This is a genomic window from Microlunatus spumicola (assembly GCF_039536445.1).
Taxonomy (GTDB): domain Bacteria; phylum Actinomycetota; class Actinomycetes; order Propionibacteriales; family Propionibacteriaceae; genus Microlunatus; species Microlunatus spumicola.
Genome location: NZ_BAAAYR010000007.1, coordinates 173,521 through 200,422, shown reverse-complemented (window position 1 = coordinate 200,422; position 26,902 = coordinate 173,521). Strand labels below are relative to the sequence as shown.

Below are 26,902 nucleotides of genomic sequence, written 5' to 3'. Positions count from 1 at the left end.
AGCCCCCGTCCGTGCGGTGCGCGACGACGCGCACGGCGTCGAGGACGGACGGGCCGGGCTCACTCATAGCGCGCCTCGACCCACCACTGTCCGCCCTCGACCATCAGCAGCCAGGCGGTGCCGTCGACGGCGACGACCTGGAAGCGCGCGACCGCGCGGGCGGCCTGCGGGTCCCACCACAGCTCGTCGATCGGCCAGGGACCGGCCCACGCGTCCACGACGAGGTCGACGTCCCCGTCCGGAGGGCGCCGGTCCGCCGAGGACCGGGAGGAGGGCCGGCCGGAGACCCGTACCCGGACCGGCTCGGCCGAGACGGCGCCGCGGCCGGTGAGGCGGACGGGCAGCCCCTCCGCCGAGAGCACCGTGGCGGGCAGCGGCTCGGCGAGGACCCGCGCCGGCGCCGGGGGCGGGATGCTCCCCGGCCACGGCAGCCCGGCCGGGCGGCGGTCGCCGGAACGTTCGCCCCAGGGCGTGAGCGACTGACGGTCCCGCGGGCTGCGACCACCCTGCAGCGAGGGGGTGAGCACCTGCTCGGGCCCGAGCATCCCCTGCAGCCGGGCGACGCCACGCACGATCCGCTCGTCCGGCGCGGTGCCCCACAGCCCCTCGCCGTGGTCGGCGAGCGACTCCACCGCCTCCGGGACGAACCGGACGGTCTCCACCGGCTCCGGCGCCGGGTCGCCCTGGAGCTGCCAGTAGAGCCGGTCGACGAGGTCGGCCGCGCTGAACCAGCGCGGGTGCGCCCACACCCGCGAACCGACCCAGCCACGGTCGCCGCTGACCTCGATGCGGACCTCCCCGCACACCAGCCCGTGGCGGGACAGCTCGGCGACGAACGACTCCGCGGTGCGCCGGCTGCTGAAGGCGATCGGCTCGATCGTCTCCAGCCCGGGCGAGAAGGTGACCCGCGCGTCGAGCTCGCGCGGCGGTTGCCGGGAGACCGCGGGCCGCGCGTCCGCCCCGCGGGCCAGCCGGTGGAGCCAGGAGCCCGTGGCGCCGAAGCGGGTCGCCACGTCCCGCACCGGCAGCGCGGCCAGGTCGCCCAGCGTCCGCAGCCCGAGCCGGCGGAACAGGCTCACCTGCTCGAGGTCGTCGAGGACCGCGACGGGGAGCCGGGACAGGAAGCGGCGCGAGCCGCCGACGGGCACGACGACGCTCTCCTGCGGCGCGGCCTGCTTGGCCGCCTGCTCCGCGGTGAACATGCCGTCGGCGATCCCCGCGCGGCAGTCCCACACCCCGGCGTCGACCAGGTGCTCGGCCACGACCGCGGCCGCCTGGGCCTCGCCGCCGTAGAAGCGGCGCGGCACCGAGAGGGCGCACAGGCCCGGGCGGATCGGGGTGACCGTCGCGCTCACGTGCTCGACCGCGGACAGCACCGCCTCGAACGCCCGCACGTCGCGCTCGGGGCTGTGGTCGACCAGCACCAGGTCGGGGCAGCGGGCGGCGGCGTCGCGCCGGCGCATGCCGCGCCGGACGCCGTCGCGGCGCGCCTCCTCCGAGCAGGCGAACACCTCGCCCGCCTCGATCACCGCGACCGGGTCGGTGACGGCCAGCCCGAGCTCGGCGGCGGCCGCGACGACGGGCCAGTCCGGGCACCAGACGACCATGACCCGGGGCGCTCCCCCGCGGTCGTCCTCGACGGGCGGCTCGGTGCCCGCCCGCGTCCGGTCGTCGGGCGTCCCCGTCCGGTCGCCGACCAGCAGCGCGCTCACCGGGTGCCCCCGGCGACCAGCGCGGGCTCGCGGGACGTGCGGAACGGCTCGGAGGTCGTCCGGACCGGCTCCACCCCGCCGCGGCCGGGCAGGTCCAGCCCGAACGTCTGGCGCGGCGAGCCCGTACGGCCCACCTCCACGACCATCCGCCGGCCCGAGAGGTGCCCGTGGCCCCGGCCCAGCCCGGACCAGACCGACTCCCGCACCCGGTACCGGGCCGAGCAGCGCGGCCACTCGCCCCAGCACACCAGCGCGGCGTCCTTGGTGCGCAGCCGCGCCCGCAGCCGCTCGGCCGGGTGCTCGCCCACCGCCACCGACGGCCGCACCAGCACCACGGAGGCGACGTCGACCAGCGCCGCGACGACGCTCAGCCAGTGCTCCCCGGGGTGCGGCACGACGATGGTGCGCTCGAGGTCCACCCCCAGCCCCGCCGCGGCCTCGTAGCCGAGGTCGGGCGCCCCGACCACCCCGACCCACTCGCCCGCCGAGGAGGGCCCGGCCAGCAGGGCCAGGGCGAGCCCGGCGCTGTCGGTCGCGTACGCCGCCCCCGTCGCCAGGTCGAGCTCGGGGACCAGCCCGGGCAGCCGGCGCCCGCTGGCCCCGCCCTGCATCCGGTGCACCCGCTGCCGCAGCTCGTCGAGGGTGCCCGCGTCGACCGCACGAGGCCCCTTGGGGACCGTCGGGAGCCCACGGACCGGGAGGTCGGGGACCTCGTCGAGGACGGCTGCGACTGACACCCCGCTATATTCGAACACGTGTTCGAGATCGTCAACCCCGTCCACCGGATCGACCTCGACGTGAGGTCGAGGCCCGGACCGTCCCGCCCGGGGTCGCACCGGCCCGCCCCGTGACCGTACGGCGGCGCAGGGGTGACAGCACGGTGTCGGTGTGCCCGTGGACCTTCTCGCACGGCCCGACGAGGCCCATAATCCTGCTGACAGCCAACACGTCCCTCGTGCACCCTGAGCGGGCCCCGTGACCAGCCAGGTCACGTCCTGCTCGGCGCGCACGGGGCAGAGGGGAGGTGGTCGTGTCCACGGTGGTCGTGCTCAACACGGACGACACCGCGCTGCACACCGTCTCGGTCACGCACGCGATCAAGATGCTGGTGCGCGAGGTCGCCGTCGTCGAGGAGTCGCGGCTCGGCGCCTCCATCGGCCCCTACCCCTGGCCCGTCGTGCTGCGGCTCGTCCGCTACGTCAAGACGACGTTCCTCTACGCCGCCGCACCGGCCTGGTCCAAGCGGGGCGTCCTGCGCCGCGACGGGCACCGCTGCGCCTACTGCGGGACGACGGCCGAGACCGTCGACCACCTCGTGCCGCAGTCGCGGGGCGGAGCCAACACCTGGCAGAACACCGTCGCCGCGTGCCGGCGCTGCAACAACGTCAAGGCCGCCCGGACCCCGGCCGAGGCCGGGATGCCGCTACGGCGCCTGCCGCACGTGCCGACGTGGCGCGAGGCCTACCACCGGCGGACGTGAGGGCCGGGTCCCTCCGTGGGGAGGGCCCGGCCGTCCGTCGTGCGCTCAGGCGGTCGCGCTCGGGTCGTCGTGCGCTCAGGCCTGGACGGTGAGCCCGTCGGTCCGGGCGAAGGCCGGACGGCCGAGCGCCGCCGGACGCTCGTGGCGCTCCGTGTGCCGGGCGCGGAGCACGGCCCGGGCGGAGTCCAGCGCGGACACGGAACGGTCGTAGGACCGCATCGCCACCCCCGTGAACAGGCAGTCGACCAGCACCAGCTGCGAGACCCGGCTCGACATCGCGCCCGTGCGGAAGGTGGTCTCCCGCGCGGCCGTCGTCAGCACGACGTCGCTCTGGGCCACGAGCGGCGCCCGGTCGAAGTTCGTGATCCCGACCGTCGTGGCGCCCCGGGTGCGGGCGACCCGGAGCGCGTCGATGACGTCGATCGTCGTGCCCGTGTGGGAGATGCCGATCGCCACGTCGCCGGACCCGAGGCCGGCGGCCGAGGACAGGGCGGCGTGCGGGTCCGCCCACACGCAGCTGGCCACGCCGAGCTTGTGCAGCTTGCCGTGCAGCTCCTGCCCGACGAGGGCGCTCGCGCCGACCCCGTAGACGTCGACGCGACGGGCCTTGGCGATCGCGTCCACCGCGGCCGCGAGCGCCGCGACGTCCACCGCCGCGCCCGTGTCGGCGATCGAGCGCTGGTCGGCGTAGGTGATCTTGGCGACCATCTCGGCGAGCGAGTCGGTCTCGACGATCTCGCCGTCGGACGCCGTGCCGGAGGCGCGGTCGTTCTCCTCGCCCTGGGCCGCCCGGGCCAGCGCGATCCGCAGCTCCGGGTAGCCGGCCAGGCCGAGCGCACGGCAGAAGCGCAGCACCGTCGTCTCGGACGTGCGGCACAGCCGGGCGAGCGAGGTGATGGAGCGTTCGCTGACGCCGGCCGGGTCCGCGAGGACCGCCTCGGCGACCCGCTGCTCGGCCGGACGCAGGCTGGGCAGCGCACCGCGGACGCGGATCAGGATGGACAAGGACGACCGCGTGGAGCCGGCCGCCGGGCTCGAAGACGTGCTGGCCGGGCGGGACGGCCTGGTGCCGTCCGTCCGTGGGATGTGCCCCACCCCAGCCGCCGGACGAACCGGCGGTCTGCGCATGCCGAAATCAGTTGTTGACACATCGCCCCCCTGACTGTGTGCCTTGGTCGGGATCCTACGGGCCACGGCGTTCCCGCGTCCCTCGTTCGCACAAAAACTCCCGCCCCGTGGCGGGCAGGTCCGAGACGGCGTCCGCGACGACCGTCCGCACGGGCCCGGGTACGGGAGCCGGGCCGGGTCAGGCCGCGGACGTGCGCGGTGGCGGGTGCGGTGGCGGGTGCGGTGGCGGGTGCGGTGGCGGGTGCGGGTCGAGGCCGCCGCCGCCGTGCTGGCTAGCGTGGGCCGCAGCGGCGGCACCCGACGCCGCACGAGCCCGAGGAGCGCGGTGCCCACCTGGGACGCCCAGGCCTACGCGGCCTTCTCCGACGAACGGCCCCGGCCCTTCGTCGACCTGCTCGCCCGCGTCGGCGCCGAGGCGCCGCGCACGGTGGTGGACCTGGGCTGCGGCCCCGGAGCGCTGACCGCCGGGCTCGCGGACCGGTGGCCGGGAGCGCGGGTGACCGGGGTCGACTCCTCCCCCGCCATGATCGAGGCCGCACGGCCGTACGCGGGACCGCGCGTCTCCTTCGTCCTCGGCGACCTCGCCGGGTGGCGCCCGGAGGAGCCGGTGGACGTGCTCGTCAGCAACGCGGCGCTGCAGTGGGTGCCCGACCACCGCAGCCTCCTGCCCGGCTTCGTCGCCGCGCTCGCCCCCGGCGGGTGGCTGGCGTTCCAGGTGCCCGGGAACTTCGACGCGCCCAGCCACCGCGTGCTGCGCGAGATCGCCGCCGAACCGCCGTACGCCGACCGCACGGCCGGCCTCGCCCGGCCCGGCGTAGCGGGACCCGCCGACTACCTCGCCGACCTCGTCCACCTCAGCTGCCGCGTCGACGCGTGGGAGACGACCTACCTGCACGTGCTGACCGGCCCCGACCCGGTGCTGCGCTGGCTCGAGGGCACCGGGGCCCGGCCCTACCTCGACGTGCTGCCGGAGGACCTGAGGGCGTCGTTCACCGCCACGCTCCGGGACCGGCTCGCGCAGGCCTACCCGGCGCAGGCATGGGGCACGGTGCTGCCCTTCCGGCGGCTGTTCGTCGTGGCCCGCCGGGAGGAGCGGTGAGCGGGCCGGACTGGTTCGCGGCCCCGTCGCTGCGGACCGCGCACCTGCGCCTGGACGCGCTGCGGCTGGCCGACGCGCCGGCCTTCCTGGCCGCGCTCGGCAGCCCGCAGGAGCGCGCCGACGTGCTGGCGCACCTGCGCTACCCGCCGATGGTCGGCCTGGCCGACGCCCGCCGCGTGGTCGCCGCCGCACTGACCGACCCGGACCGGGTGGCGTACGCCCAGCGGCTCGCGGACGGGACGTTCGTCGGGACGACCTCCTTCTACGAGATCGCCCCGGCGGTCAGTGCCGTGGCCATCGGACACACCTGGGTCGGGCGGCCCTGGTGGCGCACGTTCGTCAACACCGAGTCCAAGCTGGCCATGCTGACGCGGGCCTTCGAGGAGCTCGGGGCCGAGCGCGTGGTCTGGCACACCGACATCCGCAACGTCCGCTCGCAGGAGGCGATCGCCCGCCTCGGCGCGCAGCGCGAAGGGTTGCTCCGCCACCACCGGATCCGCTCCGACGCCAGCTGGCGCGACACCGTCCAGCTGGCGATGCTCGCCGAGGAGTGGCCCGCCGCGCGCGCCCGCCTGCTCGCCCGGCTCGACCGCCCTGCCGCCGACGGCGGGCAGCGTGCCGGGACCGGAGGGGACGCCGGCACCGGGTAGGACACCGCGCCGGGTAGAACACCGGGGCCGCGTAGGACACACCGGGGCCGGCGAGGACCGGCGGGGGCACCGCTGACGGCCGGGCCGCCCGCCGGGAGCGTGACGGCGGGCGGGAGGATGTGGTCATGCCCGCGCCTCGAGCCGCCCGATGAGCACCGACGTCCAGACCAGCCGGGACGACGAACGGTCCCGCTACGAGGGCCGCGTCGACGGCGAGGTGGTGACCGTGCTGGCGTACGTCCGGCACGGCGACGTCCTCGACCTGACGCACACCGCGACCGAGCCCGAGTTCCGCAACCAGGGGCTGGCCAGCGCGGTTACCGCGGCCGCGCTCGACGACGTGCGGAGCCGCGGGGAGAAGGTGCGTCCCTCCTGCCCCTTCGCGGTGGCCTTCCTCGACGAGCACCCCGAGTACGGCGACCTCGTGGCCTGAGGCCTCCGCTCAGCCGGTCCGCGCCGGCAGCGACAGACCCGCCTCGCGCAGCTCCACCTCGGCCAGGGCGTCGATCACCCGCCGGTCGCCGGCACGCCACGCCCGGACCGGGTCGTCGCTGATCGCGGCGAGCACGTGCATCGGCTGGTTGGCCATCGCCCGCAGCGCGAACAGGTCGAGATCGGCCGCGCCGTCGATGAAGCGCTGCGCGGCCCGCGCCCGGCGAACGAAGCGCACCCGCCGCGGCAGCCAGACGAGCAGCACGGTCGTCACCGGGATGAGGAACACCAGCCAGCCCATGACCGTCGCGAGCCGCTCGATCGTCACCGCCTGCCGGTCGGCCGTCGCCACCAGGTCGCCGAGGCTCCCCGACGCGGCGTCGAACGGTCGCCGCAGCTGGTCACCCAGCCCCGGGACCTGCGCGGCCGTCGTCGCCGCGTCGCCGAACTGGCCGGCCAGGTCTCGCGCCGTCCGCGCCGTCTCGCGCGCGGGACGGGCCAGCGCGGCCACCGCCCCGTCCACGACGAAGCCGACCACGGCCCAGACCACCGTCCAGACGAGCACGGCGACGTCGCCGGCGAGCTGGCCCGCCAGCTGGCCGCGCCGCTGCGCGTAGATCCTCATCCGGCCACCTCCGGGTGGCAGGATAAGCGCGGTGCGAAGAGGAGCAGGGCTGCTCGTGCTGGCGCTGGTCACCGCAGGTTGCAGCAGCAGCCTGACCCCGGACCCGCCGCCGGCCCCCGACACGGACGCCGCCCGTCAGGTCGCGACCCAGCTCGCCGACGCCCTCGAGAAGAAGGACCTGACCCCGGTCGCCTTCGCCGGCACGACCGGCGCGCAGGCGGACACCCTCTTCCAGCCGCTCGTCCGCGGCATGGGACCCGTGGCCCCCCAGGTCGACGTGACCACCGTGGAGGGGACACGCGCCACCCTCGCCTACCGCTGGACCTTCCCCGGCGTGCCCCGGCCCTGGACCTACGACACGACCGTCGAGCTCGTGCGCGAGGACGGCGGCTGGCGCCCGACCTGGTCCCCGTCCCTGGTGCAGCCCGCCCTCGACGGGGCGCACCGGCTGTCCCAGCACCGGCTCTACCCCGAGCGCGGCGAGCTCCTCGGCGAGGACGGCGACCCGATCGTCGAGAAGCGTTCCGTGGTCCGGATCGGCATCGACAAGGCCCACCTCGCGGCCGACCGGCAGGAGGCGTCGGCGACCCGTCTGGCGCGGCTCGTCGACGTCGACGCCAAGGCCTACGCCCGCCTGGTCGCCCGCTCCGGCAAAGAGGCGTTCGTCCCCGCCATCGTCTTCCGGGAGTCGGACCCCGACCGGCCGTCCAACCGCCAGGTGTTCAAGATCCCCGGTGCGCTGCCGGTCCAGGACGACGCGATGCTCGCGCCCACGCGGGACTTCGCGGCCGCGCTGGTCGGTCGCGTGGGACCCGCGACCGCCGACGTGGTGAAGGCCTCCGACGGGGCCGTGACCGACGGCGACGAGGTCGGGCTCAGCGGCCTGCAGAAGCGCTACGACGAGCAGCTGCGCGGCACGCCCGGCGTGGTCGTCCAGCTCGTCGCGACCACCTCGGGTCCGGCCGGCCCCTCCTCCTCCGCCCCGGCGTCCCCCAGCCCGTCGACCTCCCCGGAGAGCAAGCCGGCCACGACCTTCGAGGTCAAGGCCGTCGCGGGCAAGCCGCTCGGGACGACCCTCAACGTCGGTCTGCAGAAGCTCGCCGAGAAGGTGCTCGACCGGGCCTCCGGCGGTGCGTCGCTCGTCGCCGTCCGCCCCTCCACCGGAACCGTCCTCGCGGCCGCGAACAACGAGGACTCGGACGGCCAGCCGGTGGCCACGGCCGGTCAGGTCCAGCCCGGGTCGACCTTCAAGGTGGTGTCCGCCCTCGCCCTCCTCCGCGCCGGGCTGAAGCCCGACTCCCGGGTGGAGTGCCCGCGCACGATCAAGGTGGGCGGACGGACCTACGAGAACTACGACGACTACCCCAGCGCGCACCTCGGGCGCATCGACCTCCGGACCGCCTTCGCCCAGTCGTGCAACACCGCCTTCATCGGGCAGCGGGGCGAGCTCGGCGACGCGGACCTCGCGTCGGCGGCCGGCTCGCTGGGCGTGGGCACCGACTACGACGTCGGCTTCCCCGCCTACTTCGGGTCCGTCCCCACCGGCGGCAACGCCAACGCCCGGGCCGAGGCGATCTTCGGGCAGGGCAAGGACCAGGTCTCGCCGCTGGCGATGGCCCTCGTGGCCGCCAGCGTGGAGGCCGGCCGCACCGTGCTCCCGACGCTGATCGCTGACCAGCGGCCGACCTCGACCGCCAAGCCGCTCACGCGCGCCGAGGCCGCGAGCCTCAAGTCGCTCATGCGGGGCGTCGTGACCCAAGGCAGCGGACGTCGCCTCGCCGGGCTGGGCGGGCCCGACGTCATCGCCAAGACCGGCACCGCCGAGTACGGCGGGAAGACCCCGCCGAAGACGCACGCGTGGATGATCGCCGCGCAGGGTGACCTGGCCGTCGCCGTCTACGTGCAGGACGGCGAGTCCGGTTCCAGCAGCGCGGGCCCGCTGCTGGAGGCGTTCCTCCGCGGCGCCCGCTGACCGCGGCGCCGCCCCTCCCACCCCGCTCACCCGCCCAGGCCCGACGGGGTCGCCCGCCAGCCGCGGGCGTCCCCGGTGGCCAGCGCCAGGGCTTCCAGCTCGGTCAGCGCCGCCAGGCAGACGGGCACCCGGACGCCGGCCGCGCTCGCCAGCTCGCCGGGCGTGCGCCACCGCTGGGCGGACAGCGCCTCGAACACCCCGAGCTGGACCGGGTCCAGCCCGTCGGTCCGACGTCCGGGCCCCTGCGGCTGCGCCAGCAGGTGCTGCCCCGCGGGCGCCACGAGCTCAAGCACCTCGGCCGCCCGGGTCACGAGGACCGCCTGGCCGCTGCGGACCATCAGGTGCGGGCCGACGGAAGCCGCCGAGTGCACAGGTCCCGGCACCGCCATCAAGGAGCGACCCAGCGCCGCCGCCCAGCCGGCGGTGTTCCGGGCGCCGGAGCGGACCGCCGCCTCCACCACCACCGTCCCGCCGCTCATCGCGGCGATCAACCGGTTCCGCGCCAGGAACCGCACCCGCGTCGGGTGGGAACCGGGCGGGAGCTCGGACACGACGAGGTGGCGTGCGGCCAGCGCCTCGAAGATCCGGGCGTTGCCGGGCGGGTAGGCGACGTCGACACCGTTCGCCACCACCCCGACGCTCGGGCCGTCGACCGAGAGCGCTCCCCGGTGGGCGGCCGCGTCGATGCCGAAGGCACCGCCGGACACCACCGTCACCCCGGCATCGGCGAGGTCGGCACCCAGGTCGGCGGCCACCCCGCTCCCGTACGCGGTCGCCGCACGGGACCCGACGACCGCCACGGAACGTTCGGTGAGCGCCACGAGGTGACCCGGTCCGCGCAGCCAGAGCCCGAGCGGCACTCCCCCGCGGCGCTGCACCGCCTCGAGCCCGGCGAGGTCGTCCAGCCCCGCCGGCCACTCCTCGTCGCCCGGCACGACGAACCGGACGTCCGCCGCCACCTCCGCGGCCCGGCACACGTCCAGGTCGAGGGCAGCGGCGCGCTGCGCCACCACGTCGCCCAGAGCACCAGCGCGGACCGCCGCCCAGGTGTCGGATGCGCCGAGCCGCTCGACCAGCCCGGTCACCACAGGGTCGCCGGCGTCCGCCACCCAGGCCAGCGCCAGCCGTGCCGACCGGTCCTCGGCCGGCGTGGTCATCCCACCTCCCGCGCGAGGATGCCGGGCTGCTCGCCCCGGCGCATGGCGAGCGCGAGCGCGGTGTCGTCCCGGCTCGGTCGGTCGCGCCCGGCCAGGTCCGCGACGGACCAGGCCAACCGGAACACCTTGTCGACCCCGCGCGCGCTGAGCCGGCCGCGGTCGAGCGCGTCCCACGCGAGCTGCGCGCCGTGCGGCGCCGGCAGGGAGCGGCGCAGGTACGGGCCCGGGACCTCCCCGTTGGTCCGCCACGGTGTCCCATGCAGGCGGCTCCGCTGGCGTTCGCGGGCCTCCACGACGCGCTCCGCCACGCGCGCCGAGGGCTCGCCCTCCGCGCCCGCCGCCTTGAGGTGCGACCGCCGCAGGGGCAGGAACGCCTGGGCGATGTCGACCCGGTCCCGCACGGGACCCGAGATCTTGTCCGCGTAGCGGCGCACCGCGGCCGGCGGGCAGCGGCACTCGGCACCGGGCGTGGACGCCATCCCGCAGGGGCACGGGTTGGCCGCGAGGACGAGCTGGAACGCCGCCGGGAAGCGCGCGTTGAGCTCGCTGCGCGCGATGCTCACGGTCCCCGACTCCAACGGCGTCCGCAGGGCGTCGAGCACCTGGGGCGCGAACTCAGGCGCTTCTCCCATCGAAACCCCACCACATCACTGCTTCCGCCCCAATACCCGGAGTCGAGCCGTCCTACATTGGCCGCGTGTACGCAAAGACGCTGGTTCCGGGGCCTCGCCCGATCGCGGCGCTCGTGGCGACCACTGACGAAGCCGAAGTGCTGGTGCCACAGCTCACGGCCCGCGGCTGGGTGCCGTTCGGGGACCCTCTGCCAGCAGAAGCCGCCGGGCAGATTGTGATCGGCGCAGACCGCCTACGCCTGGTCGTCGACGGTCAGGCCCTCCTCGACGACTTGAATCCGTACGCCCCCGACGGTTGGTGGGCGGCGGTGGACCAAGGTCAGGGCCGGTGCATGGTGGTCATCCTGCGGAGCGGGCAGGTCGACCTGGCCGCGAACGACGCTGGTACGCAGATTGCGGCGCTCATAGGCAGCAGAAGCAGCGTGTACGCGTCCCTACCAATCACGACGTTCCTCGAGCCCTGAACGGGCTCGATCGCCCGCGCTGGCACGCTAAGCACGGTCGTCGCTGCTGCGCGCAGCCGGTCCCGAGGAGGTTGCTGATGTCGAAGAAGCCGGCAGACCGCGGTCTGTGCTTCTGCTGCCAGAAGCCGCTGACCTCAGCCACAGTTGGTGGGGACAAGTTCACCAAGGAGCACTACATCCCGCAGTGGCTGTTCAAGCGGCACGGCCTCCGGCAACAGACAATGGACCTACCCAGCAAGGCCGAAATCGCTTACGGCCACCTGTGGGTGCCGTGTTGCGAGGCGTGCAACGGCCAGCTGAACACCGAGATCGAGGAACGCGCTCGGGTCCTCATCACGAGCGTGCCTCCGCCGTGGAGCGAAGAGGACCGCCAGATCATGAAGCGGTGGCTGGCCAAGGTGTACCTGGGGGTCCGGGTCCGCGCGACCACGTTGCCGCTGGACCAGAAGGATCCGACCAGTCCGACCATCGCTGATCAGCGGGAGATCGACGAGGCAGTGCTGCTCAGGATGGTTGTCCAGGGCCTTGTGACGGTCCCGCACAGCTCGCTGTTCGTCTACGAGTGCGACCCGAACGACGGGGACGGCTTCGACTTCTTCTCCAGCGATGTCGCCAACCTTGTCCTGGTGCGCTCCGGGTCGGTCGGCTTGGCATGCATGGTTCTTGACGGGCAGCTCATCGAGACCGGTATGACCCCAGCGCACCCGCTCCTCAGCGAAGCGACGCTGGGCCCGCTCAACGCGGTCTCATTCCGAATGGTCGCCGCCTACGCCATGGCGGCCTGCGCAGCAGCTGACGTGTCACACGACGCGATCTACGTCTCCGGCACGGATGGTCAGCCGAGGCCGCTGTCGGTGCGGTTCACGCCGCACTGGACGAGCGGTCCACCGGCGGCCCAAGTACGCGAGATGGCGATGGCGATGGCCGAAACGGTCGCGGCTGACGTGCAGTGGAGTGACTTCAACCCACCGCAGTGAGGACAGCGCGGGGGTTCCGACTATGCACGTCCCACCAACCGCCGACTGAGGTCGTGAGCGGGGACTCCTTTGGGGTGAGTTCACGTCAGGTCCCCCGGTGGTCGGAGTCGAGCGGTTCGCCGTCAGCGCCGAGTCCGTCTTGGTAGACGCCCTCCAGGTTCCAGGGTGTGATGTCCAGCGGCGCGTTGGGGCCACCCGGTCCGGCAGGAACATCCGAACCCTGTCTCCGGGCGGCACGTTGAAGTGGACCGGGTGACCCTCTGCCATCCCGTAACTGGAGGCCGACTTGACGGTGTCGATCTGCTTCTGGTCGAGCCTGACGCGTGCGAGCTGGCTCAGCTTCGGCGGCCGAACTGGTTGGTCGAGGATGGTGACCTCGTCAGGTTCTCGATTGAGCCTGCTGCCCGTGGGCGCGGCGCTGAGCGCGGAGCCCTCGCCGCCTCCGCCCGCTACTCTCCCGGACTGACCATTGGTCGTCGCCCTCAGCACCGGCGGCAGTGTCACGTTCTCGATGATCACCGTCCTCGACCGGCTGATCGGAAGTAGACCGTGGCCTTTCCGGCGACGGAGCGGACAGTCGGTCGGTCGCATCCGCGGACCCGCGAGGTGTGGTTTTGCTCAGCGTCTCGGCGTGCACGCGAGCTGCTGCCGACGAGACACGCCAATCTGACCGCAGGAACGTCGAGTCGCTCACCCTGGCCTGCGATGTCTGTAGCTCGCCGTAGGGTGCGCGAGTGTTGATTTCTGACGACCGCGGGCGGGACGGACGCGCGCTGACCGACCTGACCCGCGACGAGCTTCTCGAGATGGTGACGACCCAGCAGGCGGGTATCCGCGTCCAGTTCCCTGGCAAGGACGTCGCCCGCGGCCTAGCTCGCCGGGTGCGTCCCAGGGTCAGTCGGACGATCGCCAAGTACTCCGTCGGTGACGCAGAAGCGCAGGCTCGAAACCTCGTCGTCGAGGGCGACAACCTGCAGGCGATGGCGAGCCTTTACCGCTACCGCGGGCAGTGCGACCTCGTCTGCTGCGATCCCCCGTACAACACCGGCCTCGACTGGCGCTACAACGACAAGTGGGACACCGACCCGAACGACCCTGGCCTCGGCGACTGGGTCGGGCCCGAAGACACCGGCCGACACACCAAGTGGATGAAGTTCATGCTCCCCCGGATCGAGCTGATGTACTCGCTCCTGAAGCCCACCGGGGTCCTCGCCATCTGCATCGACCACCGCGAGCTGTTCCGCCTCGGCCAGATGCTCGACGAGCGCTTCGGGGACGAGAACCGCCTCGCGATAATCAACTGGCAGAAGCAGACCGGCACGAAGTCGCACTCGACCGGCGTCAGCACCGCCACCGAGTACGTGCTCGTCTACGCCAAGAACGCTGAGGTGGCTCGCACCCGCAAGGTCGAGCGCTCCGCGGTTACCGCAGGCGGCTACCGCAACCCTGACAACGACCCCGTCGACAACTGGGCACCGTCCGACTCCACCCTCATGGGCGGCCCAACGCACCCCGGACAGGTTTACGCGATCCAGAACCCCTTCACGGGGAAGCTCCACTACCCCCAGGAGGGCCGCTGCTGGCGCAACGAGCGCGCCAAGATGAAGGCCGGCGTCGAGGAGTGGGGCGTCGAGTACGAGGACGTCGTCCTCGGTGACGGCCTGCACCCCGGACTGTTGATCAAGGGCGTGCGCAACCCCGACGACCCCGACGTCGAGACCGACCCAGTGCTGAAGGCAGCTCGCGAAACCGCGCTGGCTCGACGAGATGCCGGCGGCTGGCCGCGCTACTTCTGGCGCTCCGACCGCCAGCAACGGCCCGGCCAGGGCGAGCTGCGCTACAAGACGTACGAGCAGGAAGTCCGCGAGGGCGTGGTCCCCACGTCCTTCTGGGCGGACGACGACTACGCCGCACTAGAGCTCGACGCCATCTCATGGGACAGCGAGCAGTCCGGCACCACTGACATCGGACGTCGCGAGCTGAATGCCGTGGTCGGCCGGGGTCACCAGTTCGACACGGTGAAGCCGCTGGCCCTCATCCAGAAGATCATCGCCATCTGGTCGCCTCCCAAGGACGGGCTCGTCGTCGACGTGTTCGCGGGAAGCGGCACACTCGGTCACGCGGTGCTCAACCTGAACCAGGAGACGGGCTCCACCCGACGGTTCATCCTGGTCGAACGGGGCCGCCCCGACCGCGGAGACAGCTACGCCCGGACTCTTCTCGCCGACCGGCTCAAGCGAGTCATCAACGGCGACTGGGCCAATGGGCGGGGACGCGCTGTCGCGGGCGGTTTCCGGTTCGTCGAGCTCCAGCGCCGAGTGGACGCGGCCGCGGTCCTGCAGATGGAGCGTGACGAGATGCTCGACACCGTCATCGCGTCCCACTACGACAGCAACCGCCGACGCAGCGCGAGCCTCATCGCGATGGCCGACCAGGGTTACCAATACCTCGTCGCCAGGAACGCCGACAACGAGGGGCTGTTCCTCATCTGGGACGGCCCGAACGAGAACACCAACTTCACCGAGGACGTCTACGACGCCATCGCCGCAGAGTCTGAGAAGGCAGGGCTGAAGCCGACGTACCACGTGTACGCGAGGCTGTACCTCTTCCAGACGGAGACGGTGCGCTTCTACCAGATCCCCGACCGGATACTGGCCGACTTCGGGCTGAACGTGAGCAGTGAACCCCTCCAGGAGGACGTCCCGTGATCGAGCTGCTCGGCTTCCAACGTCGCGCCTCCGACAAGATTGCCGACCGGTACGCCGACTACTGGGCCGACCCTGCCCTTGCCGGCAGTCAGAAGAACCCCCGCGCGCTGCCGTTCTTCCAGTCGCTCGCGTCCATCACCGCGAGTGGCAAGACCGTCATCCTCGCGGCTGCGGTCGCCGACATCGCCGAAGGCCTCCAGACGAAGCCGGTGATTTTGTGGCTGAGCCACGGCAAGGTCGTGGTCGAGCAGTCCTACGCGAACCTCGACGAGGGTGGGCGCTACCACCACTTGCTCGGTGACTGCGAGCTCCACGCCCTCGCGGAGTACGACAAGTCTGACGTCGAGACGACGACGCGACCCCTCATCTACTTCGCCACGGTCGGAACGTTCAACCGCAAGGACAAGGAGGAGGGCTCCCTCCTCATCTACAAGTGCGACATCGACTACACCGATCAGTCGACCTGGGACGCGCTGAAGGACCGGCTCGACGGGCACGGGCAGCGACGGCCGCTCATCGTCGTCTACGACGAGGCGCACAACCTGAGCGATCAGCAGAGCGACCTGCTGCTGGAACTGGAGCCGCAGGCGCTCCTGATGGCTAGCGCAACCATGAGGCTGCCTGCGCGCCTGGCTGCCGAGATGCAGGAGCTGGTCAACAAGACTGGCCGCCCTGACGACTGGCTGGTGACACAGGTCAATGCTCGTGCTGTCGCCGACGCCGGCCTGGTGAAGAGCACCCTGGTTCTTGCCGGCTACCGCGCTCCGATGGAGGAGACCCTCGACCAGATGCTCGAGGACCTGGTCGAGGCGACGGCGGACGCCGAGGCGGCCGGCATCACCGACCCACTGAAAGCGGTGTACGTCTGCCTGACGAACATCGTGGAGGGCAACGCGTTCCAGACTGACGACCCGAAGCAGCCGTTCTCCGAGCGTCAGGCTCCGCCCATTGTCATCTGGCGCTACCTGGTCGAACATCACGGGGTCGACCCCGACTCGATCGCCGTCTACTGCTCGCTGAAGTTCGACCGCAACTACCCGGCGCCGGACACCTTCCACCTGTTCAAGGACGGCGACAAGGACTACACGAACTTCATCGCCGGCAACTATCAGCACGTCATCTTCAACAAGACCCTCCAGGAGGGTTGGGACGACCCGATGGCGTACTTCGCGTACGTGGACAAGAGTATGGACTCACAAGTCCAGGTCGAGCAGATCATCGGGCGTCTGCTGCGTCAGCCGAACCGGCAGCACTACACGGCGGAGCGGCTGAACACGGCCGCCTTCTACGTTCGGGTCGACCGCAACGCGGTGTTCGACGAACTCATCCAGGACGTGGAGCACAAGCTGAAGGCGGACGCGCCGACGGTGAAGCTCGTTGCGAAGTCGCCGGGCAAGGACAAGCCTGTCGAGCTCGAACCGTCGGAGCGGCGTCAGGTTCCCGGTACCGGCTACGACACCACTGGCGCGGTCGCTCCGATTGCGCAGATGCTCGCGCAGTTCACCGACTACCGGGGCGACGTCGTGAACACAGAGGGCTCTGGCGCTCGACGCACGGTCACCCAGACGGTGGGCGCCGTAGAGACGGTCGTCGAGTCTCAGTGGGAGGCCTTCAAGCGGTCGAACGTGGTCACGGCCAGGTGGCTCTTCACCCGCGAGGTGCGCCGGCTGTTCCAGAACGCGCTCGGGGTCGCACCGACGTCCGATCCGAAGTTCAACGCCATGATCGGCTTCGGCAGCTCCGCCCACGCTCACGTGCAGACGCTTGCGCACCAGGTCGTCGACGCCTACTTCGAGAACATCTACCTGAAGCAGCGCAAGCCTGACCCGTACGTGGTCGGCACGCAGCTCGTGCGCGTCGACGACCTAATCCCCTACAAGTACTCCCTGCACGAGGGCTACGACGGCATGAACAAGCTGGAGCGGGCCTTCGCGACCGAGCTCGACAAGAAGGAGCTCCCCTGGGTGCGCAACCCGTCCCGGAGCGGCTACGGCATCCCGCTGGCCACTCCGGGGGCTACGAGCACCTTCTACCCAGACTTCCTGGTGTGGCAGGGCACAGACGTCATCGCAGTCGACACGACGGGTGGGCACCTCCTGCCCGACAAGGCCGCGCGCAAGTTGCTGACGATCTACACGCCGGTCGGTGCGGCTGCGCGCATCGTGATCAAGTTCGTCAGCGAGGGCTCTTGGCAGGCCGACCCGGCACCGACTCGCACGTCTGGGGACGGCTACACGGTGTGGGAACTCAGCCCGAATCAGGAGCGGAAGGCCGTCCATGTCTCAGACATGGCGGAGGCCGTCGCCCGCGCGCTCAACGTGCCGGACTGACGCGTTCGACCCTATGACTCGCTGTCCTTGTCGAGCGAGCACGACATCCGGGCTGATTCGACATCGGTCGGCTTGAGCTCGGTGTTCGAGTCGTCCTCGCTCTCGGACCACGCGGAGAGTCAGACGTTTCCTTGGACGTGGGTGTCGTGACTGCCGCGGAACCAGAGCCCGGTCTTGGTGGAGCGGCGAAACTGGCCAAGCCACCCGAGAGGGGTGACGACGACGTCGACGCGTCGATCGTGGCCACCGTGGCGGGGCGGGCCAGCGGCAAGGAGTAGTCGGTACCAGCCGGCGTACCGGGGCAGGAGCAGGACGTCGTTGGGGCGCTGATTTGCAGTTCGACCGGTGTGGAGCAGGGCCGCGACCTTCGGATGAGTGGGCAGAGTCAGCAACTGCTCGAGCGCAACCTCGGGCAACTCCACCGAAGCATCGAGAGGGGTGCGGGCGTGGATCCACAGGTGGAGAGGGTCACTACCACTCCCCCATACCTGCTCCCACTCGGGCTGGGAGCGGCGGCCCCAGTACGGTTGGAACAGGGTGCCGCGCTCGAAGGTCGTCGGCGTCAAGGGGAGGTACGGGCCCTCGTTGTCGCCGGGTCTCCAGTCCGCGCCCCATGCGAGCACGTCGTCGAGCTGTGGTCCCCACCAGCGCTGCACAGCGGCGAGGACGGGCTCGTCAAGGGGTCGACCCGCTTGATCCCACCGAGCCAACCCTCGCAACGGTTGGGCCCACCCAAGGCCGTAGGACGTCAGCTGTAGCAGCGGCGCCCACCAGGCGATGAACTGACCGTCCTGGTTGTCGCCCCGCGGGACGGGTGGTGGGCTGTACGTGCCGCCAGGATCGGCGGCCATCGCCCATGCCAGCGGCAGCCACCGCACCCACGGCCCGGTATCGCCCGTAGCGGCCGCCGACTCCGGTCCCAACACCCAGTCCTGCACGCACAGCAGGCTAAACGCGCGTCGATCACTCCGCAGAGAGCAACAAGATGTTCAACGGTCACCAACTCGCCTCAACTCGGTGACCGGGCCACCAGTCGCGGCCGTGCAAGTCTGCCCACGCCAGGTCGTGCGGAGGTCTCCCTTCGCTGCGCTTGCCTCGGTGCGTCGACGCGCTCGCGGCGGCGCTCACCGATGCTCGGCCATACACAAGCGCGGACGTTCAGGACAGCAAGTAAACGACGAGCGCGACGACGAGCGCCGCGACCAGCACGAGCAGCAGGGTTCGCCCGGGACGGCTTCGGCTGCCCTCGAGCTTGACGTGGACCTTGAGGTCGCCCGCTGGTCCGCCGAATTCGCCGGGCAGGCCCCGAGCCTCGAACCAGACGACCGGCGCATCAGTCCCCTTCGGGATCGTGAACGCTTCGCCGTCGAACGGGTTGACGAACGTGTGCGCTCGGCGGACCTCCCTCGCCGGAATCGAGACGAAGGTCTCGGCGTCCCCACCGGGTAGCGGCGAGGGCCAGTAGTAGGTCAACAGCAGGTTCCCGCGAGGTCCGCCGAAGGGCGCGAACTCCCCGCGTCCTTCGGCGACCAGATAGCGGCCCGGCCGCAGTCGCGCTGCGACCTCGACTAACCCTCCGTCGGGACTCTTGATCAAGAAGCCGTCCCGGTAGTAGGTCCGCCCACCCACCACGGTCACCTCGACGTCCCGGCCGCGCACCGCAGCGAGCTGCCTGATCTGCTCACCAAGCATCGCCTGAAAGGTGGCATCCCCAGACGTAGTCCAGGATTGCCCGTCCCAGGCCAGGTACGCCCGGGCGCCGGGTCCCCCGGCACCCGGGGCCGGGCGAGGGCGCTGCTGCCGCAGTCTCTGCTCGGCCTCTTGCCGAGCGGCTCGAGCAGCCCTCTCTGCCTCGTCCCGCTCGCGGACCCTCTGCTCGGCCGCGCGAGCGCGGAGCCGACGGCGGTGCTCGTCGTACTCGGCCCGCTGCTTGCTAAGCACCTCGTAGGCCTCGGCGGCGGCCACGAACTCCTCGATCCGCGCGGTCGTCCTCGCCTGATCGGGGTGGGTGACAGAGGCGAGCCGCCGGTAGGCGCGCTGGATCTGCTGATCCGTGGCGTCGCTGTCCACGCCCAGGATCTTGTAGAACGAGGTTCCCGACCAGCTCGCGGATGCACCAGACCCTGTCGCCAACGCCGCCCCTGACTCGGTGGAAGACTGTGCGCACAAGTCTTTCAGAGATCCCGCGCGCATCTGATTCCCGCGGCAGGGAGGCAGTCGTGGCGGCTACGGCGTTCCGGCAGCCTGCATCTCTTCCTCCAGGAGGGGCGCTACTGCGGCAGGCGGAAATGAGCGCCGAACGGGTCGGCTGAGTAGTCGTTGGGATCTCCGTACTCGACCCTGGCGCCGTCGGTCCCGGTGACGCTGACCTCGTACACGTGGCAGCTGCTCTCGGGAAAGGTGCTCAGATCCCAGGACATCGTGTAGACGCCGTCGAACTTCGTGCCGGAGATCAGCTGGTCCGTCATGACCCAGGTGCCGCCGGTGCCGGCGGTGTTCCCGTCGGCGTCCACGCAGTAGAGGTTGGCCCCGACTGCGGAGAAGTCGAGCGGGTAGCTGCCGGCGAAGACGCTGAAGCCTCCCGGGCTGGCGGCGTGAGTGATGAAGGTGACGACCCCGTCCCTCGCCGACGCCGAGATCGAGTAGACGGCCAGCTCGGTGCCGCCGGCTCCCACGGCGGTGACATCGAGGACGAGCGGGAGGCTGACCTTCTTGCCGGCCCGGTCGGTGACGCTGATCGTCAACCTCGACGACACGGGCTCGGTGGGCGTGCCGGCGGCGGTCACGCGGTTGCCCGAGGTGCTCAGGCTCAGCCAGCCGGGGACGCCGTCGCCAGCGAGCACGCTGAGGGGAGGCTGCCCGCCTGTGGTGTCGACGCTCGCGGTGAGCGCTTCGCCGACGTCACCGCTGACGACTAGGCCGGATCCGGCGTAGCGCAGCGTGCTGGAGTCGAAGGCCTTCTGCACGGCCTGGCCCATCACCCGCTGCCCGCTCTTCGTCGGGTGGAAGGTGGCGCTGCTGAGCGCCTTCTTGATCAGCTTGGGGTCGGGACCGGTGAGCGTGCCGCTCACGCGGATGCCGTTGACGGTCACTCCAGCGGTGCTTCCGCTGCAGTTGTGCGGCACCGAGGCGGCGTAGGTGTCGGCGTAGACGAGGCGCCCGGCGTACTTCGGCGTCGCGTTCAGCGCGTCGATGACGGACTTGGCTCGCGCGTTCAGGCCGCGAATGATGCTGGTGTCAATCAGCTCGGCGTCGGCGGTGTAGAAGCCTGCGCGCAGGCCGAGGACCAGGTTGTCGGTGACACAGACCGGCTTCCGGTCGAGACCGGCGGGCGCGCCCGCGTAGCTGGCGGGGAAGACGGCCGGGTACCCGGCGACGGCGAGGACGGAGTCGGGCGCGGACCTGTCGAGGATCGAGGCGTACAGCGTCGTCAGGTGGGCCCCAAGCGAGCTCTTCGCGTCCTTCCCGATGATGCCGGTGCCCGCCTTGACCGCAGCCTTGCACTTCTTCGCCGAGGACAGCTTCGGGATGTAGCGGCTCTTGCTGATCCGAGGCAGGCGACGGTCGGGGGTGAACAGGACCGCTGCGCACTTGGTTCCGATGTCGGAGAACCCAACGTCGTTCCCGCCCGCCGACACCGAGACCCACTTCGTGTCCTTGGCGACGCTGCTGGTCTGCCAGTCCTGGCCGTTCTGGTACCCGGAGAAATCTTCTCGTCCGCGCTCCGACGGCGGCTTGGCCAGGTTCTTCTCCGACGTCTTCTTCATCACCGGGTCGGACTTGTCGTACCCCAGGAACTTGCTGCCCTTCTTCGTGACGATGGGGGTCATGTCGTAGCTTCGGGCGCCTGAGCACGCCCAGAAGGCTCGCTGGCTCTTCGAGACGTGCGGCAGAACGGTGTAGGCCTCCTGGTCGAGCGAACCGTAGGCGTCCGACGCGGAGCGGTGACAGGTGTTGTGATGCTTGTCGGTCCGGCGGTCGTCGGTGTTGACCGGCTTCGTCTCCCAACCGCCCAGGCCCTCCCCTGCTGCGTAGGAGTCGCCCAGCGCGACGTAGGTGGCGCCCTGCGTGGGCCCGCCTGCGGTGGCTGTCGGAGCCGGTATGCCAGGCATCACGGGAAGCAGCGTCAGCGCGGCCGAGGCCAGGGTGCTGGCCGCTGCGCCGACCAGGAGCCGTCTGGCCCTACCGGTCCTGGCCGCATGCGTGGTTGTGACGTCGAGGGCCCCCATGCTGACCGACAGTAGCGAGTTCTCTCAGGTCACGCTCATCGTTGTGCAACTTGGCGTACCCGACGCTGCCGCCGATGGGATGATGCCCGGCGCGAGCACCGCGCTCCTCGCACGGCGGTGGCTACTTCTGCTACATGCCCCTCAGGGTCGCCATCACCGTCGGGACGGCGAGCCGCTCGAACCCGGCTTCGGTGAGGGTGAACTTGTGGAGCGGGGGCGGGGTGTCCTCGCTGTACTTGGTGGAGTAGTCCGCGAAGGTGCCGTCGACGGCGTTGCGGCCTTCGGGGTACTCGACGTCCAAGAGGCCGAACCGGTGGAGCATCTGGTGGGAGCCGTAGGCGGCGGGCGACAGGGCGTAGCGCCGCAGTCGTGTGTCTGCGGCCACACTCGTTTGCCCCTTCACTCCGACCGCGTCGCTCGTGCGGACCCACAGCACCATCAGGAGCGCGATCTCGGAGGGGGTCAGTGCCAGGTGCCAGCCGTTCGTGAAGAAGGCGGCCGGGAGGGAAAAGACCTTCTCATCGTCGCCGGGGACGACGTACGGCCGGCGGGACGCGACGTCGAGTAGCCCGGCTTCCATCTGCGGCCTGAACCCTTCCTCCTTGCGGGAGCCGCGAGACGCGTTCGGCAGTGTGACGAGACGCATGTCGTCGTCGGCGAGCCGACGGAGCGCTCGAACAAGCTGACGCCGGCGGTTGTCGTCCACGTCGTGCTTGGTTGTGCCCGCCCCCGAGCCTTCTGTGGCGGGAACGGCGAGCAGATCCGACCACGGCCGCACCTCGGGGTCGTTCGTGTGGTGAGCGATGACCGGCCTGGTGGTGTCGGGCTTGTACCCAGGACCGCGCTGGCACTGCGCGATGAACAGCACCGTGAGGTACAGGGCTTGTGACGTTCCGGACGGGCTGATGAGGCGGGTCGACGGCGGGCGCTGTCGCACTGCCGGGAGCTTGCGGTCGCTGACGGGACCGGTGATCGGTTTGGCCAGCTGGGCGAACTCTGGCCGCAAGCGGATGCGCCCTGGGCGCCGACCCTCGACGTGCTCAGCCGCTAGGGCGCGAAGCACATGGTCGAGTTGATGGTCGGCCGTGAGAGAACGCAGCCGCGACTCCCGGGCCCTCCGCCGACTCTCGGCATCTCGTGGCGCCTTGGTCGGGTTTGGGTTCCCCGTGCTGCCGACCAATTTCACCACCTTGAAGTTCACCCCTTGTCGTGCCCGTAGCCCGAAGGGCTCGTGATTCGTCATTTCGATGTCTCGACACGGGCACGTCAAGCGGTGATCTTCACCCTACACGACCTGCCCACACCCGGGGTGATGCTGGGTTCAAGGCGGCGGACGGTCGGGCGGCCAGCAGAGGCGAGGATGGTGATGAACAGTGTTCGAGTGGCTGAAGCTGGCGTCCGAGACCACGGGTCCGGGAGCGGCGCTGATCGGGCTCGTGCTGGCTGTAGCGGTAGCGCTGGCCGTGATGCTGGTGGTGTTGGCTGCGGTGGTGCTGTCGGTGGTCTCGGTCCTCTCCGACGGCGCCCGCGGGCAGCGAGCTGCCGAGATCCTTCCCGAGCTTCTCCGTCTGGTGGGCATCCTGCTGCGCAGCCGATATGACGGCAGCCCGACGTCTGATTCGCCGGCAGTCCATTCCGGTGTGCCTGGCGACATCGATCGCGCTGATGTCGGCGTGCCGGCAGGGTCGATCAAAGGTGTTGTGGGACCTGTCCTCGACCCCCTCACGGAAGCGCCGTGCGCGTCAGATCAGCCTCGAGCGCGCTCCTGAACCTTCCACGCTCGGCCCTCCCTTTCCGCCTGGGGTGTGGTTTCGCTTTGGCGCCTCGTCCAAGAAGAGGACCCCGCGGTGGGCGCAGGAGATCGCCCCGGGCCGGGCGATCCTCGGTCCGCCGCCCACGATGCTCGCCACGCTCGCCGAGTGGTGCGGGTCGACGTACGGCGGCCGGCTGACCAGCCCTCCGGAGAGGTCGAAGCCGGCGAGGGAGTGCACCGCGGACACCTCGAGCGCGTCGACCGGCTCCAGGTCGGGCAGCAGCCCGGGCAGCCGGCAAGCGAGCATCGTCTTGCCCGCGCCGGGCGGACCGTGCAGGAACATGTGGTGCCGGCCCGCCGCAGCCACCTCGAGCGCCCACTTGGCCTCCTCCTGCCCGACCACGTCGGCCAGGTCGAGGACGCCGAGCCGGTCGTCCGCAGACGCCGTGACGCTCAGCTCCACGGGATCGACCAGCGGCACCGGGTCGCCCCGCAGCTCGGCGACCAGCTGGCTGAGCGAGGCGAGCCCCAGGACGTCGACCCCGTCGACGAGGCTCGCCTCTGACGCCTGCCGCAGCGGCACCACCACCCGGGTGAAGCCGGCGCGCGCGGCAGCCAGGGTCGCCGGCAGGACCCCGGGCACGGGTCGGAGCCGCCCGTCCAGGCCGAGCTCGCCGAGCAGCGCCGTCCGCGACAGCGCGTCGAGCGGCACCACGCCCGCGGCCGCGAGCACCGCGGCGGCGATCGCCAGCGCGAACGGCGCGCTAGGACAGTTCTAAGGAAGCCCTGCCATGAACACCACAGCCGACCGCACCACCATCGTCCCGCCCTGCCCCGACTGGTGCCAGCGCGACTTCCCGATGCACCGCGAGGACTTTGACGGCCACGAGGACGGCCTCCCCGCTCGGTGGCACGCGATCGAGTACGACCCCATCGAGGCCAAGACCGACCAGCCCGACAGGCACGGCGACCAGCCGGGTACGGAGGTACTCGTCACGCGCACCGACAAGAAGTTCGGCGACCGGACGGTGATCGGCGAGGTACGGATCGCCATGATCACGCAGGGCTTCCCGCACTACACGATTGAGGAGTTCGATCACCTCATCACGAGGCTTCAGGAGGCTCGCGTCCGGGCGGTTGATATCCCCGCCCCCTGACGGCACAGCAAAGCCCCCTCTGCAGAAATCATGCGGAGGGGGCTCTTGCTTTGCATGACGGCCATGAGCGCCGTCTGTCACGCAAGGTCTACATTAGAGAACGCGACGGTATTCTTAACCTAGAACCATCCGGCGCCCACCGAAGTCGGCTACCACCTCGACGTGCCCACCCAGAGCCTCGACATAGGCCTGGACTGTCGCAAGTTCGGCACGTTGCACCTGCCCCTGCTCGAGTCTTGAGACGCGCGCCTGGCTTACGTGCAGTTGCTTCGCCACCTCGCGCTGGGTGAGCCCCTGCTCCTTGCGAATCTCCGCCAACCGATAGGCCCGCGTGACCGCCTGGAGACGCTCACGCTCTTCCTTCACCGCGTCTTCGTTTAGATCAAGCTCGGACCGGACATCTCGCCAATTCCTAGCCATGATGATCACTTTCCTAGTTTCATATGTGTTTCGTAACGCTGCTCAGCAATCGGAATATTTTCCTTGTACCACTGCTTCCAATTACCGGCTTTGTCTCCTGCGACGAGCACTAGGGCCTGCCGGCGCGGATCGAAGGCGAAGAGCATTCGAACCTCTGATCGGCCGCTGCTACCGGGTCGCAACTCTTTCAGGTGATGCAGGCTGCTGCCTTTTATCCGATCGACTAGCGGTCGGCCGAGGGACGGACCCTCGGCTTCGAGCATGTCAAGAGCGGCAGCTACCTGCTCCTGCGTGCTCTCGTCTGCACTCGTCAGCCACTCGGACACCTCATCCAGTAGGACAACCTCCCACATGCGGACTACTGTACAACCTCAGCGTTGTACACCTCAAGTGTTGTCAAGGATCTGTCCCACGCAACGCCACGACGCTCCGCCTCTGCCCGTCGAAGCGGCCGACCCTTGGCCCGCAGGTAGCGAGTGCGCGCCGCGTCGTCGGACAACCCATACCGCTCCCCAAGTCGAGGGTAGGTCCAGCCCTCTTCGCGCAGCCGGATCAGCTCATCGAGGTCGACTGACGGCGCCGGCGTTGCCAGCGGCCGACCCTCTGGCCTCGCCTGGATGCCGGCCGACTTGAAGCGCCGAGCCAGATACGTAGCCGAGTAGCCCAGCCGACGCCCGACCTGCGCAAAACTCAGCCCCTGTTCGTAGAGGCCGCGTGCTTCCTTGAGGTCGAGCTTCGAAGACCGCGACCCGCGCGTGGACATGGCGGCACCTTGCCACAACACCTCCCAGCAGGTGGCAGATCAGATGACGATCCACAGTTCGATCGCGTGTTCGATTACCCTTCCCAAGGTGGGACAGCGTCGGGTCGACCGTGTCTGGCCAGTGCCCCTGACAACGCGCCACGTGTGGGCAAGGCTCGACGGCACGCCGCACGCTGCACCCGTCCAGGGCTACGTGCTCGAGTGGCGACGCCACAGCTACCGATGGTTCGCGAGCGTCGTCACAGTCGCACTGGACGAGCACGGACGGCCGCGAGCTGAGGTGCGCTGGGTAGACGTCGACCGGCTGACACCCGTGCGCAGCGACCCGAACAATGGAGGTCGAGTGCGGCACCTTGGGTGACCCGGCGGCCCAATAGGCTGACGCAGTGCCTAGACGCTTCGTCCTCGTGATCGTCGGTGCCGCTGGTTCGATTGTTGGATTCGCTACGGGAGCGCTCGTCGCCCAGCCCGGACCGTTCAAACCTGAGTGGTTTGAGGCTGTAGGTACGTGGGTTGGAGCACTCGTCTCGGCGGCAGCTGTTGTCCTCGCCGTGCTCGTGTTCCGGTCCGAGGAGTTCATGCGCCGCATGGAGGTAGCGCGTTTGAACCAGCGTGAGGACGCCGCCGCCAAAAGTGTCGCTCGTCAGGAGTTTCTCGCAGCTGAGGCAGTCGGCTGCTCCCTTCGCTTCGCCTCCGGACACCAATACCCAGACCGTTGGGTTGCGAATGATCTTTATCTGAACGTCCTCAACAAGAACGCTGACATCACTGTCACGGACGTCGCCGTTTACATCCCCGCTCTCTTCGGAGACCGTTGGCGCCCGCTGAGTCCGTTTCTTCCGGCAGGTCAGACCGCAATGGAAATGGGGAGCGCTAGCGAACCGCTCGAACTGAAGCCGACGAACGACGACCTAAGCGGTCGCGCGCAGTTCCGCTACACGGTAAACGGCATTCGTTGGACCCGGAGAAATGGAGAGGCGCCGGTGCGCGCCGAACTGACGTGAGGGCAGGGGCAAGGACCCCCCACGGTCCCCCAGCGGACTCCGGAACGTACTGCTCCTAGCCTTCTCTACGGGTCTGGGGCTTCAGGTCTGCCAAATCCCCAGACCCACGCGCACCGCGAGTTGCAGTACGTCCCGGAGTCCGGGCAGAGGTCGGAGTAGCTGCCTCCCCCTCCCCCCGCCAGCGCTTTAGGGCCAGGACGGGACCGCGTC

Annotated in this window: 24 protein-coding genes and 1 pseudogene; 12 read left to right on the top strand and 13 right to left on the bottom strand. The window is 70.7% G+C overall.

Annotation, left to right across the window (positions count from 1 at the left end; translation table 11 throughout):
* Positions 1 to 59: 59 nt before the first annotated feature.
* Together ABD665_RS21000 and ABD665_RS20995 are read right to left on the bottom strand one after the other, a co-directional pair.
* Complete coding sequence (locus ABD665_RS21000; protein WP_344743024.1) at positions 60 to 1,712, bottom strand: Y-family DNA polymerase; 1,653 nt, start codon at positions 1,710 to 1,712, stop codon at positions 60 to 62.
* Positions 1,709 to 2,449, bottom strand: a complete 741-nt coding sequence (locus tag ABD665_RS20995; RefSeq protein WP_204912965.1) for a hypothetical protein — start codon at positions 2,447 to 2,449, stop codon at positions 1,709 to 1,711. Before ABD665_RS20995 ends, ABD665_RS21000 begins: the two co-directional genes overlap by 4 nt.
* Before the next feature lie 293 nt (positions 2,450 to 2,742).
* Here ABD665_RS20995 and ABD665_RS20990 point away from each other — a divergent pair, with 293 nt between their 5' ends.
* Entirely contained in the window at positions 2,743 to 3,192 is a 450-nt protein-coding gene (locus ABD665_RS20990; protein ID WP_344743021.1) for an HNH endonuclease, read from the top strand.
* A 75-nt stretch (positions 3,193 to 3,267) separates the two neighbouring features.
* Here the strand turns inward: ABD665_RS20990 and ABD665_RS20985 are convergent, their stop codons facing one another.
* Positions 3,268 to 4,197, bottom strand: a complete 930-nt coding sequence (locus ABD665_RS20985; RefSeq protein WP_344743019.1) for a MurR/RpiR family transcriptional regulator — start codon at positions 4,195 to 4,197, stop codon at positions 3,268 to 3,270.
* Positions 4,198 to 4,645: 448 nt separating this feature from the next.
* On the opposite strand from ABD665_RS20985, the gene ABD665_RS20980 reads away from it, so the two are divergent.
* From ABD665_RS20980 to ABD665_RS20970, 3 genes are all read left to right on the top strand, one after another.
* Entirely contained in the window at positions 4,646 to 5,419 is a 774-nt protein-coding gene (locus ABD665_RS20980) for a trans-aconitate 2-methyltransferase (RefSeq protein ID WP_204912967.1), read from the top strand.
* Positions 5,416 to 6,069 (top strand): GNAT family N-acetyltransferase, encoded by a 654-nt coding sequence (locus ABD665_RS20975; RefSeq protein ID WP_344743016.1) that lies wholly within the window; start codon positions 5,416 to 5,418, stop codon positions 6,067 to 6,069. The genes ABD665_RS20980 and ABD665_RS20975 overlap by 4 nt, the downstream gene beginning before the upstream one ends.
* Positions 6,070 to 6,217: 148 nt before the next feature.
* Positions 6,218 to 6,502, top strand: a complete 285-nt coding sequence (locus ABD665_RS20970) for a GNAT family N-acetyltransferase (RefSeq protein ID WP_204912969.1) — start codon at positions 6,218 to 6,220, stop codon at positions 6,500 to 6,502.
* Positions 6,503 to 6,511: 9 nt separating this feature from the next.
* On the opposite strand, the gene ABD665_RS20965 is transcribed toward ABD665_RS20970, so the two are convergent.
* Positions 6,512 to 7,126: a hypothetical protein gene (locus tag ABD665_RS20965; RefSeq protein ID WP_204912970.1), complete on the bottom strand. Its 615-nt coding sequence runs from the start codon at positions 7,124 to 7,126 to the stop codon at positions 6,512 to 6,514.
* 31 nt (positions 7,127 to 7,157) lie between these two features.
* Between ABD665_RS20965 and ABD665_RS20960 the strand changes: the two genes are divergently transcribed.
* Positions 7,158 to 9,098: a penicillin-binding transpeptidase domain-containing protein gene (locus ABD665_RS20960; protein ID WP_204912971.1), complete on the top strand. Its 1,941-nt coding sequence runs from the start codon at positions 7,158 to 7,160 to the stop codon at positions 9,096 to 9,098.
* A 26-nt stretch (positions 9,099 to 9,124) separates the two neighbouring features.
* Here the strand turns inward: ABD665_RS20960 and dprA are convergent, their stop codons facing one another.
* Both dprA and ABD665_RS20950 read right to left on the bottom strand, forming a co-directional pair.
* On the bottom strand, positions 9,125 to 10,255 hold the full coding sequence (gene dprA / locus ABD665_RS20955; RefSeq protein WP_204912972.1) for a DNA-processing protein DprA: 1,131 nt from the start codon (positions 10,253 to 10,255) through the stop codon (positions 9,125 to 9,127).
* Complete coding sequence (locus tag ABD665_RS20950) at positions 10,252 to 10,887, bottom strand: ATP-binding protein (protein WP_204912973.1); 636 nt, start codon at positions 10,885 to 10,887, stop codon at positions 10,252 to 10,254. The genes dprA and ABD665_RS20950 overlap by 4 nt, the downstream gene beginning before the upstream one ends.
* 65 nt (positions 10,888 to 10,952) lie before the next feature.
* Here ABD665_RS20950 and ABD665_RS20945 point away from each other — a divergent pair, with 65 nt between their 5' ends.
* The 4 genes from ABD665_RS20945 (at position 10,953) to ABD665_RS20930 (ending at position 17,366) form a co-directional block, all read left to right on the top strand.
* Positions 10,953 to 11,351 carry a hypothetical protein gene (locus tag ABD665_RS20945; RefSeq protein ID WP_204912974.1) on the top strand — a complete coding sequence of 133 codons (399 nt, stop codon included), beginning with the start codon at positions 10,953 to 10,955 and terminating at the stop codon, positions 11,349 to 11,351.
* A gap of 77 nt (positions 11,352 to 11,428) precedes the next feature.
* Entirely contained in the window at positions 11,429 to 12,328 is a 900-nt protein-coding gene (locus tag ABD665_RS20940) for a hypothetical protein (RefSeq protein ID WP_204912975.1), read from the top strand.
* A gap of 734 nt (positions 12,329 to 13,062) precedes the next feature.
* A complete protein-coding gene (locus ABD665_RS20935; protein WP_204912976.1) occupies positions 13,063 to 15,036 on the top strand; it encodes a DNA methyltransferase in 1,974 nt (657 codons plus the stop codon).
* Positions 15,033 to 17,366, top strand: a complete 2,334-nt coding sequence (locus ABD665_RS20930; protein ID WP_204912977.1) for a DEAD/DEAH box helicase family protein — start codon at positions 15,033 to 15,035, stop codon at positions 17,364 to 17,366. Before ABD665_RS20935 ends, ABD665_RS20930 begins: the two co-directional genes overlap by 4 nt.
* A 119-nt stretch (positions 17,367 to 17,485) precedes the next feature.
* On the opposite strand, the gene ABD665_RS20925 is transcribed toward ABD665_RS20930, so the two are convergent.
* The 4 genes from ABD665_RS20925 to ABD665_RS20910 all read right to left on the bottom strand — a co-directional run bounded on the left by ABD665_RS20925 (position 17,486) and on the right by ABD665_RS20910 (position 22,796).
* A complete protein-coding gene (locus ABD665_RS20925) occupies positions 17,486 to 18,304 on the bottom strand; it encodes a hypothetical protein (RefSeq protein WP_204912978.1) in 819 nt (272 codons plus the stop codon).
* 220 nt (positions 18,305 to 18,524) lie between these two features.
* Positions 18,525 to 19,559, bottom strand: coding sequence for a DnaJ domain-containing protein (locus ABD665_RS20920; protein ID WP_344743009.1), 1,035 nt, complete (start codon positions 19,557 to 19,559; stop codon positions 18,525 to 18,527).
* A 77-nt stretch (positions 19,560 to 19,636) separates the two neighbouring features.
* Positions 19,637 to 21,196, bottom strand: a complete 1,560-nt coding sequence (locus ABD665_RS20915; protein ID WP_204912980.1) for an SGNH/GDSL hydrolase family protein — start codon at positions 21,194 to 21,196, stop codon at positions 19,637 to 19,639.
* A gap of 529 nt (positions 21,197 to 21,725) precedes the next feature.
* The gene (locus tag ABD665_RS20910; RefSeq protein WP_204912981.1) at positions 21,726 to 22,796 is read right to left on the bottom strand and encodes a hypothetical protein; all 1,071 of its coding nucleotides are present in this window, start codon (positions 22,794 to 22,796) and stop codon (positions 21,726 to 21,728) included.
* 172 nt (positions 22,797 to 22,968) lie between these two features.
* On the opposite strand from ABD665_RS20910, the gene ABD665_RS20905 reads away from it, so the two are divergent.
* A complete protein-coding gene (locus tag ABD665_RS20905; RefSeq protein ID WP_204912982.1) occupies positions 22,969 to 23,364 on the top strand; it encodes a hypothetical protein in 396 nt (131 codons plus the stop codon).
* 45 nt (positions 23,365 to 23,409) lie between these two features.
* Here ABD665_RS20905 and ABD665_RS20900 read toward each other — a convergent pair.
* A pseudogene (locus ABD665_RS20900) lies at positions 23,410 to 24,105 on the bottom strand (ATP-binding protein); the annotation flags it as partial.
* Positions 24,106 to 24,139: 34 nt separating this feature from the next.
* Between ABD665_RS20900 and ABD665_RS20895 the strand changes: the two are divergent.
* On the top strand, positions 24,140 to 24,505 hold the full coding sequence (locus ABD665_RS20895) for a DUF6907 domain-containing protein (RefSeq protein ID WP_204912983.1): 366 nt from the start codon (positions 24,140 to 24,142) through the stop codon (positions 24,503 to 24,505).
* A 114-nt stretch (positions 24,506 to 24,619) separates the two neighbouring features.
* On the opposite strand, the gene ABD665_RS20890 is transcribed toward ABD665_RS20895, so the two are convergent.
* Positions 24,620 to 24,925 carry a helix-turn-helix domain-containing protein gene (locus ABD665_RS20890; protein ID WP_204914752.1) on the bottom strand — a complete coding sequence of 102 codons (306 nt, stop codon included), beginning with the start codon at positions 24,923 to 24,925 and terminating at the stop codon, positions 24,620 to 24,622.
* 5 nt (positions 24,926 to 24,930) lie between these two features.
* Complete coding sequence (locus ABD665_RS20885) at positions 24,931 to 25,278, bottom strand: type II toxin-antitoxin system RelE/ParE family toxin (RefSeq protein WP_204912984.1); 348 nt, start codon at positions 25,276 to 25,278, stop codon at positions 24,931 to 24,933.
* 796 nt (positions 25,279 to 26,074) lie between these two features.
* Between ABD665_RS20885 and ABD665_RS20880 the strand changes: the two genes are divergently transcribed.
* Positions 26,075 to 26,692, top strand: coding sequence for a hypothetical protein (locus ABD665_RS20880; protein ID WP_204912985.1), 618 nt, complete (start codon positions 26,075 to 26,077; stop codon positions 26,690 to 26,692).
* Positions 26,693 to 26,902: the final 210 nt, after the last annotated feature.